17 protein-coding genes are annotated in these 19,903 nt (G+C 63.7%); 3 read left to right on the forward strand and 14 right to left on the reverse strand.

What is annotated here, in order from left to right; translation table 11 throughout:
• Positions 1-60: 60 nt before the first annotated feature.
• Positions 61-1,089, reverse strand: a complete 1,029-nt coding sequence (locus ACI2KG_RS06845; RefSeq protein WP_404661329.1) for a GGDEF domain-containing protein — start codon at positions 1,087-1,089, stop codon at positions 61-63.
• Between the two features lie 99 nt (positions 1,090-1,188).
• On the reverse strand, positions 1,189-2,373 hold the full coding sequence (gene desA / locus ACI2KG_RS06850) for a delta-9 fatty acid desaturase DesA (RefSeq protein WP_404661330.1): 1,185 nt from the start codon (positions 2,371-2,373) through the stop codon (positions 1,189-1,191).
• A 146-nt stretch (positions 2,374-2,519) separates the two neighbouring features.
• Here desA and dibA point away from each other — a divergent pair, with 146 nt between their 5' ends.
• On the forward strand, positions 2,520-4,415 hold the full coding sequence (dibA, locus tag ACI2KG_RS06855) for a phosphodiesterase DibA (protein ID WP_404661331.1): 1,896 nt from the start codon (positions 2,520-2,522) through the stop codon (positions 4,413-4,415).
• 116 nt (positions 4,416-4,531) lie between these two features.
• On the opposite strand, the gene ACI2KG_RS06860 is transcribed toward dibA, so the two are convergent.
• The 9 genes from ACI2KG_RS06860 to tcyJ all read right to left on the reverse strand — a co-directional run bounded on the left by ACI2KG_RS06860 (position 4,532) and on the right by tcyJ (position 13,638).
• Positions 4,532-5,176, reverse strand: coding sequence for a methionine ABC transporter permease (locus tag ACI2KG_RS06860; RefSeq protein WP_079230410.1), 645 nt, complete (start codon positions 5,174-5,176; stop codon positions 4,532-4,534).
• A complete protein-coding gene (locus tag ACI2KG_RS06865) occupies positions 5,166-6,275 on the reverse strand; it encodes a methionine ABC transporter ATP-binding protein (RefSeq protein WP_404661332.1) in 1,110 nt (369 codons plus the stop codon). Before ACI2KG_RS06865 ends, ACI2KG_RS06860 begins: the two co-directional genes overlap by 11 nt.
• 1 nt (position 6,276) lies before the next feature.
• Positions 6,277-7,077, reverse strand: a complete 801-nt coding sequence (locus tag ACI2KG_RS06870) for a MetQ/NlpA family ABC transporter substrate-binding protein (RefSeq protein WP_404661333.1) — start codon at positions 7,075-7,077, stop codon at positions 6,277-6,279.
• The gene (locus ACI2KG_RS06875; RefSeq protein WP_404661334.1) at positions 7,070-8,467 is read right to left on the reverse strand and encodes an LLM class flavin-dependent oxidoreductase; all 1,398 of its coding nucleotides are present in this window, start codon (positions 8,465-8,467) and stop codon (positions 7,070-7,072) included. The genes ACI2KG_RS06870 and ACI2KG_RS06875 overlap by 8 nt, the downstream gene beginning before the upstream one ends.
• Positions 8,467-9,648, reverse strand: coding sequence for an SfnB family sulfur acquisition oxidoreductase (locus tag ACI2KG_RS06880; RefSeq protein WP_404661335.1), 1,182 nt, complete (start codon positions 9,646-9,648; stop codon positions 8,467-8,469). Before ACI2KG_RS06880 ends, ACI2KG_RS06875 begins: the two co-directional genes overlap by 1 nt.
• A gap of 152 nt (positions 9,649-9,800) precedes the next feature.
• Positions 9,801-11,042 carry an SfnB family sulfur acquisition oxidoreductase gene (locus ACI2KG_RS06885; RefSeq protein WP_404661336.1) on the reverse strand — a complete coding sequence of 414 codons (1,242 nt, stop codon included), beginning with the start codon at positions 11,040-11,042 and terminating at the stop codon, positions 9,801-9,803.
• Between the two features lie 375 nt (positions 11,043-11,417).
• Positions 11,418-12,176, reverse strand: a complete 759-nt coding sequence (gene tcyN / locus ACI2KG_RS06890) for an L-cystine ABC transporter ATP-binding protein TcyN (RefSeq protein WP_400616637.1) — start codon at positions 12,174-12,176, stop codon at positions 11,418-11,420.
• Between the two features lie 2 nt (positions 12,177-12,178).
• Positions 12,179-12,847, reverse strand: coding sequence for a cystine ABC transporter permease (gene tcyL, locus ACI2KG_RS06895; RefSeq protein WP_201203395.1), 669 nt, complete (start codon positions 12,845-12,847; stop codon positions 12,179-12,181).
• Positions 12,844-13,638 carry a cystine ABC transporter substrate-binding protein gene (tcyJ, locus tag ACI2KG_RS06900; RefSeq protein ID WP_404661337.1) on the reverse strand — a complete coding sequence of 265 codons (795 nt, stop codon included), beginning with the start codon at positions 13,636-13,638 and terminating at the stop codon, positions 12,844-12,846. The genes tcyL and tcyJ overlap by 4 nt, the downstream gene beginning before the upstream one ends.
• 390 nt (positions 13,639-14,028) lie before the next feature.
• Here tcyJ and epsC point away from each other — a divergent pair, with 390 nt between their 5' ends.
• Positions 14,029-14,961: a serine O-acetyltransferase EpsC gene (gene epsC, locus ACI2KG_RS06905; protein ID WP_404661338.1), complete on the forward strand. Its 933-nt coding sequence runs from the start codon at positions 14,029-14,031 to the stop codon at positions 14,959-14,961.
• Between the two features lie 334 nt (positions 14,962-15,295).
• The gene (betT, locus tag ACI2KG_RS06910) at positions 15,296-17,257 is read left to right on the forward strand and encodes a choline transporter BetT (RefSeq protein WP_404661402.1); all 1,962 of its coding nucleotides are present in this window, start codon (positions 15,296-15,298) and stop codon (positions 17,255-17,257) included.
• 133 nt (positions 17,258-17,390) lie between these two features.
• Here betT and tauD read toward each other — a convergent pair whose 3' ends face one another.
• Genes tauD through tauB form a run of 3 tightly spaced genes read right to left on the reverse strand, consistent with a single transcriptional unit; the run spans position 17,391 to position 19,897 of the window.
• Positions 17,391-18,224 (reverse strand): taurine dioxygenase, encoded by an 834-nt coding sequence (gene tauD, locus ACI2KG_RS06915; RefSeq protein ID WP_404661339.1) that lies wholly within the window; start codon positions 18,222-18,224, stop codon positions 17,391-17,393.
• Positions 18,225-18,272: 48 nt separating this feature from the next.
• A complete protein-coding gene (gene tauC / locus ACI2KG_RS06920) occupies positions 18,273-19,112 on the reverse strand; it encodes a taurine ABC transporter permease TauC (protein ID WP_404661340.1) in 840 nt (279 codons plus the stop codon).
• Complete coding sequence (gene tauB / locus ACI2KG_RS06925) at positions 19,109-19,897, reverse strand: taurine ABC transporter ATP-binding subunit (protein ID WP_404661341.1); 789 nt, start codon at positions 19,895-19,897, stop codon at positions 19,109-19,111. Before tauB ends, tauC begins: the two co-directional genes overlap by 4 nt.
• Positions 19,898-19,903: the final 6 nt, after the last annotated feature.

The raw sequence follows: 19,903 nt of genomic DNA on the forward strand, positions 1-19,903 counted from the left end.
TCGCAGCCCGATCGCGACACAAGGCCGCTCCTACAGGGATCGTGTAAGCCTTCGGGTAATTCAGCCGCGGACTATCTGGTTCTTGCCCTGCCGTTTGGCCTGGTACATCGCCGCATCGGCGCGGGCATACAGGCTGTCCAAAGCCACATCTTCATCGGTCAGCCCGGTAAGCCCCTGGCTTACAGTCACGCCGTAAGTCTGCCCGCCATGGCTGAAACTCAAACGCTGAATCTGCCGCTGCAGGCGCTCGGCAATCTGCTCGGCTACCTCGGCACTGCAACCCGGGAACACCGCCGCAAATTCCTCGCCACCAATACGCCCGAACAGGTCGCCACGGCGTAGTACGGCCTTGCCACTGTCGGCGATTTGTTGCAGCACCTGGTCGCCTTCCTGGTGGCCATAGCTGTCGTTGATGTGCTTGAAGTCGTCGATGTCCAGCAACAGGAAGGCCAGCGGGGTACCGTCTTCGCGGGCGTTGTCGAAAGCCTGTTGGGCGCATTCGAAGAAGTGCCGGCGGTTGCTGCTCTGGGTCAGCACGTCGGTGGTGGCCAGGCGTTGCAGTTCGCCTTCGAGCTGCTTCTTTTCAGTGATGTCTTCGGCGATGCCGACGATGATCACCCGATCGCCGTCGCGATGCTGGTTGATGTAGCACTTGTCGCTCAGCCAGCGCAGCTGCCCGTCGGCATTGATGATGCGGTATTCGCGGTCTTCCACTGCGCCCTTGAGCAGCACTTGGGCAAGGCTGCGTTCGGCGTACTCCAGGTCGTCGGGGTAAATACTGTCGCGCCACTCATTGAAGTCGGCCAGTACCAGGCTGGCCGGGCGACCGAAGATGCGCTCGTAGGCGGGGCTTACGTAAAGTACCTGGCGCGTTTCCCAATCGAATGCCCAGAGCACCGCATTGACGCTGTCGAGCAACGAACTGAACAGCTGCTCGCGTTCGCTCAGGCGGGCAACCTCGCCTTGGGCGTGGAATAGCGCCAGTAGTGTCTGCGCAGCACCGGGAGGTGAGCGACCGGGCAATGTTGTTGGAATGTTCTTGGCCATGTGCACGAAGTGAGTCTCAACGTGAAAGCGTGCGGCCAGCATCCTGCCCGCCACGCGGGCGATGTGCCGGGTTTGAGTGGAAGCGGGGAGGGGAAGTTCCAGGCGACACGCCCCATTGCGGGGCGTGCTGATCAACGGTGGTCAGGCGCCGGTCGGGCGCAGGGAGTAGGTCTTGAGCTGTGCCGCAAAGTCACGCAAGGCATGGATACCGCTGGTTTCGGCCTCGTGTACCCAGTCTTTCATGGCGGCCAGCATGTCGTGGCCGTTGGCGCTGGTGCGCGCCCAGATCTGCTGCAGGGCCAAGCGCTTTTCATAGATGGTCTTCAGCGCCTGGCTGTGCGCCAGCATCGACTGGATGCGCACATGGTGGCGGTCTTCCAGCAGGCTGGTTTCACGCGAGAGCAGGCGTTTGGCGCGGCGGAAGTGGTGGCTTACCGAGGCATCGACCCGGGCCAGCTCCTGCTTCACCAGCGGGCCGATCACCAGCTTGCGGTACTGGGCCATGATCTGGAAGCGGTTGTTGAGGATGGCCATGGCGGTGTCCATGTCCAGGCTGCCTTTGCCTTCGACCCGGTGGGCAATCGGCGCCACGCGCTGCACTTTGGCCAGGCGCAGCAGGCAGAACAGGCGGATCCACGCCCAGCCCATGTCGAATTCCCAGCGCTTGACCGACAGCTTGGCCGAGTTGGGGTAGGTATGGTGGTTGTTGTGCAGCTCTTCGCCACCGATGACGATGCCCCACGGCACCAGGTTGGTGGCGGCGTCACGGCATTCGAAATTGCGGTAGCCGAGCGCATGGCCCAGGCCGTTGACCACACCGGCGGCCCAGAACGGGATCCACATCATCTGCACCGCCCAGATGGTGATGCCGATGGTGCCGAACAATAACAAGTCGATCACCGCCATCAGCGCGATGCCGCCCAGTTTGTAACGGGAGTAGAGGTTGCGTTCGATCCAGTCGTCCGGGCAGTTCTTGCCGTAGATACGCAGGGTTTCAGGGTTGCGTGCCTCTTCACGATAAAGCTCGGCACCTTTGCGCAACACCGTGCTCAGGCCTTTGTGCACAGGGCTGTGCGGGTCGTCGGGGGTTTCGCACTTGGCGTGGTGCTTGCGGTGGACGGCGGTCCACTCGCGGGTGTTCTGCGCCGTGGTCAGCCACAGCCAGAAACGGAAGAAATGCTTGAGCGCGCCGTTGAGCTCCAGGGCCCGGTGCGCGGAGTAGCGATGCAGGTAGACCGTGACGCCGACAATGGTCACATGGGTCATCAACAAAGTGATGCCGACCAGTTGCCAGGCCGACAAGTCGAGCAGGCCGTTGTACCACATAGGTGTAAATACCCTCGAAATGCGGGGGGAAGGGTCGATTATCCCTTGGTGGGGAAATAAAACCAGTCAACCGTTTAGATAGGAGGTCACGACATGTTTCAGCCTTTATAATGCCCCTTTCTTTTCAATGGGCTATCCCACCCGACATGTCTGTTTCCGTTCGCGACGCCTTGCGCCTTTCTGCGCTGTATGTGGTGCTCTCGATCCTCTGGCTGGCGCTGGCCGAGGTGATGCTGCACAGCATGACTGACGATCCTCTGGCACTGACCGTGGGGCGGCAGATCAACGTGGTGGTCTGGGTGCTGCTCAGTGCATGGCTGATATATATGTCGCGGGTGCGCCTGCTGAACTTCATTGGCCATGGCGCCCGCATGCGATGCGAAGACCGGGAGCGGCTGCGCATGGCGGCCGCGGTGTTCGACAGCACCCTTGAAGGCGTGCTGGTGACCGACCGCCAAGGCTTGATCGTGCACGTCAACCGCGCGTTCATGCGCATCACCGGCTACCAGCAGGATGAAGTCATCGGTCAGCGCCCGAGCAAGTTCAAGTCGGGCCGCCATGGCCTGGCCTTCTACCAGCAGGTCTTTGCCACCCTGGCAGAAAAAGGCGAATGGAGCGGCGAAATCTGGAACCGGCGCAAGAGTGGCGAAATCTACCCGCAGTGGCAGACCATTTGCGCCATTCGCGACGACCAGGGTGAGCTGAGCCACTACGTAGCGGTGTTCAGTGACATCAGTGCGATCAAGCATTCGGAGCAGGAGCTGGCCTACCTGGCCCACCACGACCCGTTGACCGGCCTGCCCAACCGCCTGCTGTTCACCGACCGCGTCGAGCAGGCGCTGGCGGCCGCGCAGGCCAACAAGCGCGGTTGCGCCTTGCTGCTGCTGGACCTCGACCATTTCCAGAGCATCAACGATGGCCTGGGCCACACCATCGGTGACCAGTTGCTGAAACTGGTGGGCGAGCGCCTGGGCGAGGTACTGGGCAGCGGCGTGACCTTGGCCCGCCTGGGCGGTGACGAGTTCGGCGTGCTGGCCGAAAACTGCCAGCAGGTCGGCCAGGCGGGCAAGCTGGCGCAGTGCATCATCGAGCGTATGCGCGAGCCGTTCCTGTTCGATGGACATCGCCTGTTCATCAGTGTCAGTGCAGGCATCAGCTTGTTCCCCAGCGACGCCTTGAGTGCCGAGCAGTTGCTGCGCAATGCCGACTCGGCGTTGTACAAAGCCAAGAGCAACGGGCGCGCGTGCTATGCGCTGTACACCGAAGAACTTACAGCCCATGCACAGCACCGGGTCGAGACCGCCGGCGAACTGCGCCGGGCGCTGGAGCATGACGAGCTGCGCGTGTTCTATCAGCCGGTGCACGACCTGGCGACTGGCTGCAAGGTCGGCGTCGAGGCACTGGTGCGCTGGCAGCATCCGCAACGTGGCCTGGTGCCGCCGGGCGAGTTCATCCCGATTGCCGAACGCACCGGGTTGATTGCCGAAATCGACGCCTGGGTGTTGCGCCAGGCCTGCCTGCAAATGGTGCAATGGCAGGCGCAAGGTCGCCAGCTGGCCTTTGTGGCGGTGAACATTTCCAGCCGCCTGTTTGGCCAGCACGCGTTGTATCGGCAAGTGGCCGAAGTGCTGCACGAGACCGGCCTGGCCCCCGCCTTGCTGGAGCTGGAGGTCACCGAAAGCGCGGTGATGGAAGACCCGGAGGTGGCGCTGGAGCAACTGCACCGTTTGCGTGAGCTTGGCGTGACCCTGGCCATCGATGACTTTGGCACCGGCTATTCATCGCTGCTGCGGCTCAAGCGCCTACCCGTGCAGAAGCTGAAGATCGACCAAGGTTTCGTAGCCGGGTTGCCGCTGGATGAAGATGACATCGCGATCGTGCGGGTGATCATCGCCCTGGCCCGCAGCATGGGCATGCAGGTGCATGCCGAGGGTATCGAGCAACAGGAACAGGCCGGCTTCCTGCTACAGGAGCAGTGTCAGCTGGGGCAGGGGTACTGGTTCGGGCGGCCGGTGCCGGCTGGGGATTTGCGCTGGGGTTGAGATCGCCGGGGCCGCTTTGCGGCCCGATCGCGACACAAGGCCGCTCCTACAAGGGTATGCGGTCGCCTGTGGGAGCGGCCTTGTGTCGCGATCGGGCTGCAAAGCAGCCCCCGGATTTAACGCTTGTTCAAGCCCTTCGCCAAGCGGTCCCCACCCAGCTGGATCAACGCCACCAGCGCCACCAGCATGGCAATCACGGTCAGCATGATCTGGCTGTCAAAGCGCTGGTAACCATACCGATAAGCAATGTCGCCCAAGCCCCCGGCGCCAATCGCCCCGGCCATGGCCGAGGAGTTGATCAGGGTCACCAAGGTAATGGTGAACCCCCCCACGATCCCGGGCAGCGCTTCCGGCAACAGCACATGCCAGACGATGTGCCAGCGTCGGCAGCCCATGGCTTGCGCGGCCTCCACCAGGCCATGGTCGACTTCACGCAAACTGACTTCGGCAATCCGCGCAAAGAACGGCGTGGCAGCAATGGTCAGTGGTACTACCGCCGCCCACACGCCATAGGTGGTGCCCACCACCAGGCGAGTGAAGGGGATCAGTGCGACCATCAGGATCAGGAACGGGATCGAGCGGAACAGGTTGACGAAAGCGCCCAGCACCCGGTTCAGCAGCGGTGCCTCGAAGATTCCACCCTTGTCGCTGGTGACCAGCAGCACGGCCATCGGCACCCCCACCAGCAGTGCGACCAACGACGACACACCGACCATCAGCAGGGTATCGAGCAGGCCTTCCAGCAGGCGATCAAACCACATGGCCCAGTACCTCCACGTCCTCGGCCCAGCGGCGGGCACGTTCCAGCAGTTGATGGGTGTCGTGCGGCGCGTGCTGGACCGACAGGATCAGTTGCCCCAGGGCATGCTCGCCAATGGTTTCCACGCCGCCCTGCAGGAGGCGCACGCGGCCACCCAGGTCGCTGAACAGGGCCGACAGTTCCGGCTCGCCAAGCAAGGTCAGCTTCAGCACCACGGCACTGTCGCGGCTAACCGGGCTGGCCCGCAGGCTGGCTTGCAGCGCGGCGGGCAACTTGGCCTGCAGCGGCGCGAGCAGGGTGCGGGTGATCTCGTGGCGCGGGGAGCCGAATACCCGCCAGACTTCGCCCTGTTCGACCACTGCACCGCGCTCGAGTACCACTACCCGGTGGCAGATATCGCGGATAACCGCCATCTCATGAGTGATCAGCACGATGGTCAGGCCCAGGCGCCGGTTGATGTCGCGCAGCAGTTCAAGGATCGAGGCGGTGGTTTCCGGGTCCAGCGCCGAGGTGGCCTCGTCGCACAGCAGGATCTCGGGGTCATGCACCAGTGCCCGGGCAATGCCCACGCGCTGTTTCTGCCCGCCGGACAACTGCGCCGGGTAGACGTGGTGCTTTTCCTGCAGGCCGACCAGTTCCAGCAACTCACGCACCTTGCGCTGGCGCTCGGCCTTGGCCACGCCCGCCACCTTCAATGGCAGCTCGACGTTCTGCCACACGGTCTTGGCCGACATCAGGTTGAAGTGCTGGAAGATCATGCCGATGCGCCGACGCAGGGCCACCAGCTGGTCTTCGTCGAACGGCGCGATGTCCACCTGGTCGATCAGCACCCGGCCCTGGCTGGGTTGTTCCAGCCGGTTGATGGTGCGCAGCAGCGACGACTTACCGGCGCCGCTGCGGCCGATGATGCCGAAAATCTCACCATGGCGGATGTTCAGGTCGATGCCGTGCAAGGCCGGTTGCGTCTGGCCCGGGTAGGTCTTGCCCAGGCCGATGAAGCGTACATGGGCTTCATTGACCTCCGGGCGCAAGGCCTGCTCCCTGGCCGTTGGCGGCAGTGGTTGTGTGGTAGGCGCCCTGAGCGCGCTGGCCTGACTCATGTCAGCCTTCCCAGCCGGCCTGGTAGAGCTTGCCGTGGGCTTTATCGAGCGCTGCGCGCACGGCTGGCGAGTGCTGATAGATGTCGACGAATTTGGCCAGGCGCGGGTCATCCTTGCTCTGCGGGCGAATGACGAACTGGATCACGTACTCCTTGTTTTCCAGGCCGTCGAACAGCAGCGCGGAGCCTGCATCGAAGGTGTTGGCCAGGCGGATGTAGGCCGGGTAACCCTGCACCAGGTCGGCGTCGTCATAGGCGCGTACCAGTTGCACCGCCTCGACCTGCAGGATCTTCAGCTTTTTCGGGTTGGCGACGATGTCGTCTTCCGTGGCCTTGTAGCCGACCCCTGGCTTGAGCGTGATCAACCCGGCCTTCGCCAGCAGTTGCAGGCCACGGCCACTGTTGATCGGGTCGTTGGCGATGGCCACGCTGGCGCCTTCAGGCAGCTCGGCGAAGCTTTTGTACGTTTTCGAGTACAGGCCGACGTTGTTGATGATGCCCGGTGCGTACGGCACCAGGTTGAAGCCCGCAGCCGCCTTGGCGTTTTCCAGGAACGGGATGTGCTGGAAGTAGTTCACGTCGATGTCGCCGCTGTTGAGGCTGACATTGGGCGCGATCCAGTCGCTGAATTCGATCAGCTTCACGTCCAGGCCTTGCTTGTGCGCTTCTTCCACGGCGGCTTCCAGCGGGATGGCAAAGGCCGATGTGGTGCCGATTTTCAAGGGGTCGGCGGCCAGGGCAGTGGCAGACAGGCCGAGGCTGATGGCGATGGCCGCGACGGGCCGGAACAGTTTCTCAAGCATGGTGCAGGGCTCCAGTCGGGGCAGGGGTAGCGTTTGGGGGGAAGCGGTATGCCGAACCGGGGTGGTCGGCGGGCAGGTGCGGGTGCTCGGCCTGGAACAGCTTTTCGCGCAGGGTGCCTTCGGCGTAGGCGGTCTTGTAACGGCCGCGCTGTTGCAGTTGCGGGATGACCAGGTCGATGAAGTCCTCGAAGCTTTCCGGGGTGACGGTGCGGGTCAGGTTGAAACCGTCCAGGCCGGTCTCGTCGATCCACGCAATCAGCTGCTCGGCGACCTGCTCAGGTGCACCGACCAGGGTTACGTAGCGGCCACCCAAGGCGTGCTGTTGCAACAGGCGCCGGCGGGTCCAGGCGTTGTCCTGTAGCTGCCGTGTGGCCGACTGGATGGCGTTGCCCTGGCTGAAGGCGATCGGCTCGTCCAGCTCGAAGGCGGCGAAGTCGATACCGGTGGAGGCAGCGAAGTGCGCCACCCCGGCCTCGGCGCTGGCGTAGCGCAGGTACTCGGCGTGCTTGGCCTGGGCTTGTTGCTCGGTCGGGGCGACGATCACCGTAACACCCATGAACACCTTGACCGCCTGCGGGTCGCGCCCGGCGGCCCGGGCAGCGGCGCGTACCTTATCGACCTGGGCACGGGTGGCGGCCTTGTCCTGGCCGCTGATGAACACGCATTCGGCATGGTTGCCGGCGAAGGCCAGGCCACGCTGCGAGCTGCCGGCCTGGAACAGCACGGGGGTGCGCTGCGGCGAGGGCTCGCACAGGTGGTAGCCAGCTACCTTGTAGAACTCGCCTTGGTGCTCAACCTTGCGCACCTTGTCGGGGCGGGCGTAGACGCGCTGCTCGCGGTCGGCGACCACGGCGTCGTCGGCCCAGCTGCCTTCCAGCAACTTGTACAGCACCTGCAGGTATTCGTCGGCCTGGTCGTAGCGGCGGTCATGCTCGGGTTGCTGCGCCAGGCCCATGGCCCGGGCGGCGCTGTCGAGGTAGCCGGTGACGATGTTCCAGCCTACGCGCCCGTTGCTCAGGTGGTCGAGGGTGGAGAGGCGTCGGGCGAACAGGTACGGCGCCTCGTAGGTGAGGTTGGCGGTGAGGCCGAAACCCAGGTGGCGAGTGACCGCTGCCATGGCCGAGACCAGCAGCAGTGGGTCGTTGACCGGCAACTGGATCGACTCCTTGAGGGTGACGTCCAGCGATTGCCCGTAGATGTCGTAGGTGCCGACGATATCGGCAATGAACAGCCCGTCGAACAGGCCGCGCTCCAGCAGGCGTGCCAGGTTGGTCCAGTAGTCCAGGGTCTTGTACTGGGTCGAGGTGTCCCGTGGATGGGTCCACAGGCCGTGGTTGATGTGCCCGATGCAGTTCATGTTGAAAGCATTGAGCAGGATCTGCCTGGCCATCAGATGGTCCCCCGGCGTGGCGGGTTGGCATCGTTGAGGTAATAGTTGCCGATGGCGTGGTACTTCCAGCGCACCGGGTCGTGCAGGGTGTGCACCCGGGCGTTGCGCCAGTGGCGGTCGAGGTTGTGCTCGGCCAGGGTAGCCTGGCTGCCGCCCAGTTCGAACAACGCAGTGCCGGCGGCGAGGGAGATTTCGGTGCTGATTGCGCGTGCTTCGGCCACGGCGATGGACGCGGCAGCGACGTTGTCGGCACTGCTGTCGTCACGGGCGCGGTCGAGGTATTCGCCTGCACGCTCCAGCAGGGCTTCGGCGGCATGCAGGCGGATCGCCAGGTGGCCGAAGCTTTTCAGCGTCAGCGGGTCGTCGGTGGCTTTGTCCAGGCCAGAGTCGACCCACGGGCGGCTGCGGGTGCGCACGAAGTGCAGGGCGTCTTCGTAGGCGGCGCGGGCGATGCCGGTGTCGATGGCGGCATGGAGGATCTGCGCCAGCGGGCCGACCGGGGTAGGGCGCTCGAAGGCGCTCTGGAACGGCACCACGTCGGCGGCGCTGACGTAGACATTGTCGAACACGACCGAGCCGCTGCCGGTGGTGCGCTGACCGAAGCCGCTCCAGTCGTCGATCACCTGCAGGCCCTGGCTGTCGGCCGGGACGAAGGCCAGGTGCTGCACGCCGTGTTCGTCGACCACCGAGGTGGGAATGCGCTGGGCGTAGATGGCACCGGTGGAGTAGAACTTGCGGCCGTTGATGCGGAAACCGTCGCCTTCACGGCTCAGGCGGGTGGTGCGGTCGTTGGCGGTTTTGGTGCCCAGTTCGGCCAGGGCATTGCCGAAGCGGCGGCCGGCCAGTACTTCGGCGTACAGGCGCTGTTGCTGCTCGGGGCTACCGTTTACCCGCAGCACTTCCAGGCCGTAGAAATGGTTTTGCGGGATCTGCCCGAGCGAGCCGTCGGCCTGGGCGATACGGGCGATGACTTTGGCAAGGGTGACATTGGACACGCCGGCGCCGCCAAAGGCCTTGGGTACGCTGATGGCCCAAAGGCCGGAACAGGTGAACAGCTCAAGTTCGGCGTGCGGCAGGCGGCGCTCGCGGTCGCGCAGGGCGCTGTCGCGGCGCAGTTGTTGGGCGATGTCTTCGGCGACCTGCAGGGCTTGGGTATCGTCAGTGATGATGTTTGTAGTCATGGTGTTTCTCCGGGGCCATTGGGGCCGCTTTGCGGCCCATCGCGACACAAGGCCGCTCCTACAGGAGACCGCGTACCTGCATGGGCTCGCGTATCCCTGTAGGAGCGGCCTTGTGTCGCGATGGGCTGCAAAGCAGCCCCAGGGCCCGCAAATCAGATCCAGGAATGCCGCGCAGGCAAGGTGCCGTTCAGGTGGTAAGCGCCGACCGCGTGGTACTTCCAGCGCACCGGGTCATGCAGGGTATGCACCCGGGCATTGCGCCAATGGCGGTCGAGGTTGAATTCGGCAAGGGTGGCGCGGCTGCCAGCCAGCTCGAACAGCTTCTCGCTGGCCCGCAAGGCAATCTCGGTGGTCAGTACCTTGGCCTCAGCCACCGCGATCGAAGCCCGCGCTGCGGACTCGGCATCGATCGGCGCCGCATTGACCTCGTCGAGCACCCGCGCAGCCTTGCGCAGCAAGGCTTCTGCCGCATGCAGCTCAAGCTTGAGCCGGCCGATGTCGGCGATCACATAAGGGTCGTCGCTGGCGCGCTCCACGTTGGCTTCGATCCACGGCCGGGACTTCTCACGCACGAAGCTGATGGCATCGTCGATCGCCGCTTCGGCAATCCCTGCGTCAATTGCCGCCTGGATCAGCTGCGAGGCCGCCCCCTGGATATTGGCGGTATCGCGCTGGCGCCAGTTGTCGATCACCAGCTCAGCATCCACCGGCACCTGGTCCAGCAGCACGGTACCGCTGGCGGTGGTGCGCTGGCCAAACCCGGACCAGTCATCGACGATGCGCAGCCCCGGGCTGCCCCGGCGCACAAAAGCAAGGCGCTGGCGGCCTTCATCATCCAGGGCTTTTACCGCCACCCAGTGGGCGAACAGCGCGCCGGTGGAGTAGAACTTTTCGCCGCTGATGCGATAGTTGTCGCCTACGCGGCTAATGCGAGCCTTGAGGGTGAGGGTGTCTTTGGTGCCGCGTTCTGGTCCGGCATTGCCGATGCGCCAGCCGTCGAGCACGCTACGGAAGATGACCGCCTGCTGCGCTTCGCTGGCCGTCAGGCGCAGCAGTTGCAGCATGCCGAACTGGTTCTGCGGGATCTGCCCGAGGGCCGGGTCGGCGGCACTGATCAGGCGGAATACTTCGGCGATGGTTTCGAACGACACGTCGGGGCCGCCGTGGGCCTTGGGTACGCTGATGCTGCCCAGGCCACTGCGGGTGAACAGCTCGATCTCGGCCCATGGCAGTTTGCGTTGCTGGTCGCGGCGGGCGGCCTGCTCGCGCGCGACCTCGGCCAGTTCGCGGGCCGCTTGCAGGGCTTCGGCGTCGTTGCGCAGTACCTTGGCCGGCAGCAGCAGGGGCGAGCTGTCGAGATCGCTATGGAGTTGGGTAGTTGCCTGGCTGGACATCAGTGCCGCTCCTTGGCTGCACTCAATGCCCTGGCGTTACGCACTGGGGTGATTGTGATCCTGACCATTCCTGACCTCACAAATGGGTGATGCCGCTACAGCTGATTGCGGCAGATGTGTGCTGGTCCGGTGGTCCGGTTTATATACCCTAATGGTTTATAAAAAGTTTATGAACTAACTTTTTGGAATATTTATAGATAGAAGGAGTAATGTGATTATTCAGGGCAACGCGATCGGTGTAGGAGCGGCCTTGTGTCGCGAAAGGGCCGCACAGCGGCCCCAGGATTTCGGCAATGATGCGGAAATTTCTGGGGCTGCTGTGCAGCCCGTTCGCGACACAAGGCCGCTCCTACAACGATTTGCGTCTGTGCTGATTTATTCCGAAGCAGCAGTCCCCAGGAACTTGCGCAAGAACTGTCGGGTACGCTCTTCCTTCGGCGCCGCAAACAGCGCCTTGGCCTCGCCCTGTTCCACGATCACGCCCTTGTCGAAAAAGATCACCCGGTTCGCCACATCACGAGCAAAGCTCATCTCATGGGTGACGATGATCATGGTGCGCTTCTCTTCGGCCAGACCGCGGATGGTCGCCAGTACTTCACCGACCAGTTCAGGGTCCAGCGCCGAGGTGGGTTCGTCGAACAGGATCACCTCCGGCTCCATGGCCAATGCACGGGCGATGGCCACCCGTTGCTGCTGGCCACCCGACAGGCGCCGGGGGTAGGCGTCTTCCTTGCCCGCCAGGCCGACCTTGGCCAGCAGGCGCCTACCCAGGTCGAGGGCTTGCTCGCGGGGTGTCTTCTTGACGATCACCGGGCCCTCGATCACGTTCTCCAGGGCAGTGCGGTGCGGGAACAGGTTGAAGTTCTGGAACACGAACCCGGCCTGCTGGCGCAAGCGCCGGATTGCACTTTGCTGGCCACCCAGTGGGCGGTTGGCATCGATGCTGATGGCGCCGACCTTGATCTGCCCGGCATCCGGGGTTTCCAACAGGTTCAGGCAGCGCAGGAAGGTGGTCTTGCCCGAGCCGCTGGGGCCGATGATGGCCACTACTTCGCCGGGCTGCACGGTCAGGTCGATACCGTTGAGCACGGTCTGGCCCTTGAACCGCTTGGTCAGGCCTTTGACTTCAATCATGCTCAGTGCTCCTGGTCATGCTGGTTGACCCGCGCTTCCATGCGGTTCTGGAAGTGCGCGAGGATGCTGCACAGCACCCAGTAGACCACCGCCACCGCCACGTACATGGTGAACACTTCGAAGGTGCGTGCGGTAATCAGCTGCGCCTGGCGGAACAGTTCGGGCACCTGGATGGTTGCTGCCAGTGCGGTGTCCTTGACCAGCGAGATGAAGCTGTTGCCCAGGGGTGGCAGGGCGGTGCGCAAGGCCTGTGGCAGGATCGCCCGGCGCATGGCTTGCACGCGGGTCATGCCGATACTGGCTGCTGCTTCCCACTGGCCACGGTCGATGGAGGAAATGGCTGCGCGCAGGATTTCGCAGATGTAGGCCGCCATGTTCAGTGACAAGCCGATCAGCGAAGCCGGGATTGGGTCGAGTTCGATGCCGATCTGCGGCATGCCGAAATAGATCACGAACAGCTGCACCAGCAGCGGCGTGCCGCGGAAGAACGACACGTAGACCCGCGCCAGCCAGTTCAGCGGCAGAATCTTCGACAACCGCATCAGCGCCAGAGCAAAGCCCAGCACCAGGCCGAAGAACATGCCGCCAACGCTGAGCAGCACCGTATAACCCGCACCCTTCAGCAGGAAGGGCGCGGAGTCGACAACGAGTTGCAGGCTTTCGGCAATCATTTGGTGACGTCGGCACCGAAGTATTTTTCCGACAGCTTGGCCAGCGTGCCGTCAGCCTTGAGCTTGTCGATGGCCTTGTTGATGGCGGCCAGCAGTTCAGGTTCGCCCTTGCGCAGGGCCACACCGCTTTCCAGGCGCGAGAAGGCATCGCCGGCCAGTTCAGTGTCCTTGGCTTTTTGCGCGTACTCCAGCGCGGCCAGGCGGTCGATCAGGATGGCGTCGATGCGGCCGTTGCGCAGGTCGGCGAACTTGCTTGGGTCGTCTTCATAAGTGCGCACTTCGGCTTTCGGGACGTCTTGCTTGACCCACTGTTCGTAGTTGGTGCCCAGGCCCACGCCGACTTTCTTGCCGGCCAGGTCTTGCGCCGTCTTGATGTTCAACTGTTCGGCTTTTTTCTTCAGGATCAAGGCCTGAATCCCCGATATGGTGTAGGGCTCGGAGAAATCGTATTTCTTCTTGCGCTCTTCGGAGATGGTCACCTGATTGACCACCACATCCAGGCGCTTGGATTCCAGCGCGGCAAGGATGCCATCCCACTTGGTCGGCTGGATCTTGGCCTTGACCCCCAACTCCTTGGCCAGCAACTCTGAAAGTTCCACCTCGAAGCCGGCCAGCTTGCCGTTCTCGTCCTGGAAGCTGAATGGAGGGTAGGTGCCTTCCAGGCCGACGTTGATCACGCCTTTTTCCTGGATGGTCTTCAACTGCTCGCCGGCAAAGGCCTGGCCAAGGAGGCCGGCGCCCAGCAGCAGTGCCAGGCTGGCGTTGAGTAGCGGTTTGGCGAATTTCGACATGTCAGAGCCCCGCGCTTGTTGTGTAAGTAGTGGGTGGCGACTATAGGGTTGGCCGCTTAGGCCAGGAAATAATAAAAAATTATTTTGTTATTTCCTTTTTGATTTTGCCAGGTGCTGGCTGCTTTGAGGGTAGGCGAGGTTGCCTGTGCCGTCATCGCTGCTTATGCCTGACTTAGCGCAGGATGGAATAAAGCGTTGTTTTTTCCAAGGGCCGGATTTGCCGTAGAGTGGATTACAAGTAGGCAGGCCCGGCCTCTTCGCGGGTAAACCCGCTCCCACAGAGACCCCACAGATCCTGAGCCTTGTGGTGTACCTGTGGCAGCGGGTTCACCCGCGAAAGGGCCAGACCTGCCAATAAAAATAGTTGACCTCTTCAGGCGGGAGAAAACTGTGAGCGAACAACCTTCACCAACGCACTGGCAGTTGCAGAGCATCGTCACCGGCCTGCGCGGCGCCCGTGAGCAATGGCGCACCCGCAATGGCCGCAGCAGCGGCGAACAAGGCGGGCGTGAGCTGCCGTCGCGCGAGGCGATGCGGCAGATTCTCGAGCACCTGTGCGGCGCGCTGTTCCCCATGCGCCTTGGGCCGGTCGATCTGCGTGAAGAAAGCGAAGACTTCTACGTCGGCCATACCCTCGACGCTGCGCTGACTGCGTTGCTGACCCAGGCCCGCCTGGAGCTGCGTTACGCCGCACGGCAAAACAAGGCCGAGCTGGCTGGCGTCGATGCCCATGCGCTGAGCCTGGTCCAGGGTTTCGCGGCTGCACTGCCAGAGCTGCGCGTGCTGCTCGACACCGATGTGCTGGCCGCCTACCACGGCGACCCGGCGGCGCGCAGTGTTGATGAAGTGCTGCTGTGCTACCCGGGTATCCTGGCGATCATCCACCACCGCCTGGCCCACCACCTGTACCAGGCCGGCCTGCCGCTGCTGGCGCGGATCAGTTCGGAGCTGGCGCATTCGGCCACCGGCATCGACATCCACCCGGGGGCGCAGATTGGCCCTAGCTTCTTCATCGACCACGGTACCGGGGTGGTGATTGGCGAAACCGCGATCATCGGCGAGCGCGTGCGTATCTATCAGGCAGTGACCCTGGGGGCCAAGCGCTTCCCCACTGACGAGTCCGGCACGCTGCACAAAGGCCTGCCACGCCACCCGATTGTCGAGGACGATGTGGTGATCTACGCCGGGGCCACGGTGCTGGGGCGCATTACCATCGGTAAAGGTTCGACCATTGGCGGCAATGTGTGGTTGACCCGCAGTGTGCCGGCCGAGAGCAACATCACCCAGGCTAACCTGCAGCTGGATTGTCAGGACAAGCATTGATCTGGCATTTGTTTAGCCTGTTCTGGCCTCTTCGCGGGTAAACCCGCTCCTATATTGGTCGGCGCTGCCCTCAGGGTCGGTGCCCTCGTTGTAGGAGCGGGTTCACCCGCGAAGAGGCCAGAGCAGGAGTACACCAATCAGCACCCCAATTCGCATTGAAATCCGATCCATGTTTAACTTGAACGCTTGTTCAATGTAAAAACGCTGGTCCGCTGCCGGTGTTCAACAGGAGGATTCCTTTGCTGAACCCGTTCATTCCGAACCTCACGTCATTTGACGAGGTGCACGCCCGATGAGTGCACCGACCCCTTCCCTTGCCAATGGCAAGATCCGCATGAACCCCCCGGTGTTCTACTTTGCGGCAAGCTTCATCCTCATCTTTGGCCTGGTGGTCATCTCCAACCCGCAAGCGGCAGGCGACTGGTTGCTGGCGGCGCAGAACTGGGCGGCCAACACGGTCGGCTGGTACTACATGCTGGCGATGACGCTGTACCTGGTCTTCGTGGTGGTCACCGCCTTGTCCGGCTATGGCAAGATCAAGCTCGGTGCCGACCACGACGAGCCCGAGTTCAGTTACCTGTCATGGGCCGGCATGCTGTTCGCCGCCGGCATCAGCATCACCTTGTTCTTCTTCTGTGTCTCCGAACCGCTGACCCACATGCTGCAACCGCCCCAGGGCGAGGCGGGCACGGCCGAGGCCGGGCGCCAGGCGATGCAGATCCTGTTCCTGCACTGGGGCCTGCACGGCTGGGGCGTATTCGCCTTCGTCGGCATGGCGTTGGCCTACTTCGCCTACCGGCACAACCTGCCGCTGGCCCTGCGCTCGGCGCTGTACCCGCTGATCGGCAAGCGTATCAACGGCCCGATCGGCTACGCGGTGGACGGCTTCGGCATCATTGCCACGGTGTTCGGCCTGGGCGCCGACATGGGCTTTGGTGTGCTGCACCTGAATGCCGGCCTCGACTACCTGTTCGGCATCAGCCACAGCCAGTGGGTGCAGGTGACCCTCATCACCCTGATGATGGGCGCGGCGGTGGCCGTGGCCGTCGCCGGGGTGGAGAAGGGCGTGCGGGTGATGAGCGACATCAACCTGTTCCTGGCCTGCGCGCTGCTGCTGTTCGTGCTGTTTGCGGGGCCGACCCAGCACCTGTTCAACACCCTGATCCAGAACCTGGGTGACTACCTGGGCGCCTTGCCGCGCAAGAGCTTCGACGTGTACGCCTACGGTGAAAACCGTGACTGGCTGGGCGGCTGGACGGTGTTCTATTGGGCCTGGTGGATTGCCTGGGCGCCGTTCGTGGGCCTGTTCATCGCCCGCATTTCCCGGGGCCGTACCATCCGCGAATTCGTCTTTGGCGTGCTGCTGATCCCGCTGGGCTTTACCCTGGCGTGGATGTCGATCTTCGGCAACAGCGCCCTCGACCAGGTGATCAACCACGGCATGACTGCGCTGGGCCAATCGGCGCTGGATAACCCGTCGATGAGCCTGTACCTGCTGCTGGAGACCTACCCCTGGAGCAAGGTGGTAATTGCCACCACGGTGTTCATCAGCTTCGTGTTTTTTGTCACTTCGGCCGACTCGGGCACCGTGGTGCTGTCGACCTTGTCGGCCAAGGGTGGCGATGCCGACGAAGACGGGCCGAACTGGCTGCGCATTTTCTGGGGCGCAATGATCGCGCTGATCACCAGTGCGCTGTTGTTTGCCGGCAGCATCGATTCGCTGAAATCGGCGGTGGTGCTGACCTCGTTGCCGTTCTCGCTGATTCTGCTGTGCATGATGTGGGGGCTGCACAAGGCGTTCTACCTGGAGTCGCAACGGCAGATCGCGCAGATGCACTCGCTGGCCCCGTTTGCCCAGTCACGCCGTGGCCGTGGCGGCTGGCGCCAGCGCCTGAGCCAGGCCGTGCACTTCCCGTCGCGTGATGAGGTATACCGCTTCATGGACGACGTGGTGCGCCCGGCGATTGCCGATGTGCGTGAAGTGTTCGAGCAGAAGGGCCTGGTGCTGATTACCCAGGACGACCCGAGCCACGACAACGTCAGCCTGAAGATCGGCCATGGCGAGGAGCAGCCGTTCATCTACCAGGTGCAGATGCGTGGCTACTTCACGCCATCGTTTGCCCTGGGCGGGCTGGGCACGCAGGAGTTGAAGAACCGGCGCTACTACCGGGCCGAGGTGCACCTGAGCGAAGGTAGCCAGAACTATGACCTGGTGGGCTACAGCAAGGAGCAGATCATCAACGACATCCTCGACCAGTACGAGCGGCACATGCAGTTCCTGCACCTGGTCCGCTAGATTGCCGGGGCCGCTTTGCGGCCCATCCGACCGGTCCGGCGCCCCGGCAAGGCCGCTCCTACAGGAGATCGCGTACCCTTGTAGGAGCGGCCTTGTGTCGCGAAAGGAGGCCGAAGGCCTCCCCTGAGCCCTGTCAGAAGGGCGCATCCCCCAAAATGGTCGCCCGATGCATCACCCGCCGATTGGGCCGGTAATCATCCACGGCAAAATGCTGGGTCACGCGGTTGTCCCAGAACGCCACATCATTCTCCTGCCAGCGCCAGCGAATGCTGAACTCCGGCCGCGTGGCATGGGCGAACAGCAGCTTCAGCAACGCCTCGCTCTCCAGCTCGCTCAGCTCATTGATGCGCGCAGTAAACCCTTCATTGACGAACAACGCCTTGCGCCCGCCCACCGGATGCGTACGCACCACCGGGTGCGACAGCGGCGGGTTGTTGCGCCGGGTGGCTTCCCAGCGCGCCAGGTCCTCAGCCGTGGTACCAAAGCGCTCCAGCGGGAACGACTTGGTAAAATCATGGGTAGCGGTCAGCCCGTCGAGCATTTTTTGCAGCGGCGCCGACAATGCTTCGAAGGCAGCAATGCCGCTGGCCCACAAGGTGTCGCCACCGTAGGCCGGCAACTGCTTGGCACTGAGCACCGCACCCAGTGCCGGTGTTGGCAGGAAGGTCACGTCGGTGTGCCATACGGCGTTGTCCCGTACATCGGTCACTGCCGTGTCGAGCACCAGCACCTGTGGGGTGTCCGGCACGTTGGGGTAGATCGGGTGAATGTGCAGGTCGCCGAAGCGGGCGGCAAAGCGCGCCTGTTGTTCCGGGTTGATCGGCTGGTCGCGGAAGAACAGCACCTGGTGCTGCAGCAGCGCCTGTTCGATGGCGTCGCGTTGTTCTGCGGTGATGTCGCGGCTGATGTCCACACCGCTGATCTGGGCGCCGAGCGCCGGGCTGAGGGGGGTGATGGTCAGGCTCATGTCGGCCTCTTCAATCAGGCGCCAGTGTGCTGGCGTGGACAATAGGGTTCAGTGGCTCTGCCCGTGCCAGGGCACCAGTTTGCGTTGCAGGGCACGCAGGCTCATTTCCAGGGCGAAGGCAATCAGGGCAATCAGCAGGATGCCCAGCACCACCACATCGGTAACCAGGAACTGCGCCGCCGACTGCACCATGAAGCCCAGGCCGCTGGTGGCGGCGATCAGCTCGGCGGCGACCAGGGTCGACCAGCCGACACCCAGGCCTATGCGGATGCCGGTGAGGATGTCAGGCAGCGCGCTGGGCAGGATCACATGGCGGATCAGTTGCGCCTTGCTGGCGCCCAGCGACTGCGCCGCACGCAGCTTGGCCGGGTCGACCGTGCGCACGCCGGTGGCGGTGGCAATGGCGATCGGGGCGAAGATCGCCAAAAAGATCAGCAGCACCTTCGACAGCTCGCCGATACCGCACCAGATAACGATCAGCGGCAGGTAGGCCAGCGGCGGTATCGGCCGGTAGAACTCGATCAGCGGGTCGAGGATGCCGCGTGCCACGCGGTTGTAGCCAATGGCAATGCCCACCGGGATGGCGGTCAGCGTGGCGGCCAGCAGGGCCACGCCGATGCGCCCCAGGCTGGCGCCCAGGTGCTGCCACAGGCTGGCATCCATGTAACCCTGGGTCAGCAAGGTCCAGCCCTTGGCCAGGATGTCGCCGGGCGAGGGCAGGAACAGCGGTTCGACCCAGCCGGCGGCAGTCACCAGCCACCAGGCCAGCAACAGGCTGGCAAGGGTCAGGGTGCTGATCCAGCGGGTGGACAGTGGGCGGCGCAGCTTGGTGGCTGGGCGGGGTTGGGCGTCGTGTTTGCCGGTAACCGGCAGGTCCAGGCTGCTCATACGCGCTCCTGCAGGCTTTGGCGTTGGGAGAACACCCGCGCCAGTACGTGCTCGCGGGTTTCGATGAAAGCCGGGTCGGACTTGATCGCCCGGGCCGATTCGCCAGCGGCATAGCGCTGGCCGAAGTCCAGTTGCAGGCGTTCCACTACGCGCCCCGGGTTGGGCGCCAGCAGTACCAGCTCGCTGGCCAGGAACACCGCTTCTTCAATGTCGTGGGTAATCAGGAATACCGGCTTGGCGGTGCGCTGCCATACCTGCAGCAGCAACTCCTGCATCTGCTCGCGGGTGAAGGCATCGAGGGCGCCGAACGGTTCGTCCATCAGCAGCACCCGTGGGTCGGCTGCCAGCGCCCGGGCCAGGCCCACGCGTTGCTTCTGGCCACCGGACAGCTGCCAGATGCGCCGCTCGCCGAAACCGGCGAGGTCGACCATGGCCAGCATCTCGCGGGCTTTGGCTTCACGCTCGGCGCGCGGTACGCCGGCCAGCTCCAGGCCGAAGGCAACGTTGCCCAGCACGTTCTGCCAGGGCAGTAGCGCGTCGTCCTGAAACACGACGCCGCGCTCGGCGCCAGGTCCTTGCACCGGCACACCGTCGAGGGTGATGCGGCCGCCACTGGGGGTAACGAAACCGGCGATCAGGTTGAGCAGCGAAGTTTTGCCACTGCCGGATGGCCCCAGGGCCACCAACAATTGGCGCGGCCCCAGGCTCAGGTTGATGTCGGCCAGTACCGGGGTGGCGGCACCGGGGTACTGTGCGCTGATGCGCTCCAGTTCGAGCAAGGCCATGGCGGG

This window comes from Pseudomonas sp. NPDC089407 (assembly GCF_044900445.1).
Lineage (GTDB): Bacteria > Pseudomonadota > Gammaproteobacteria > Pseudomonadales > Pseudomonadaceae > Aquipseudomonas.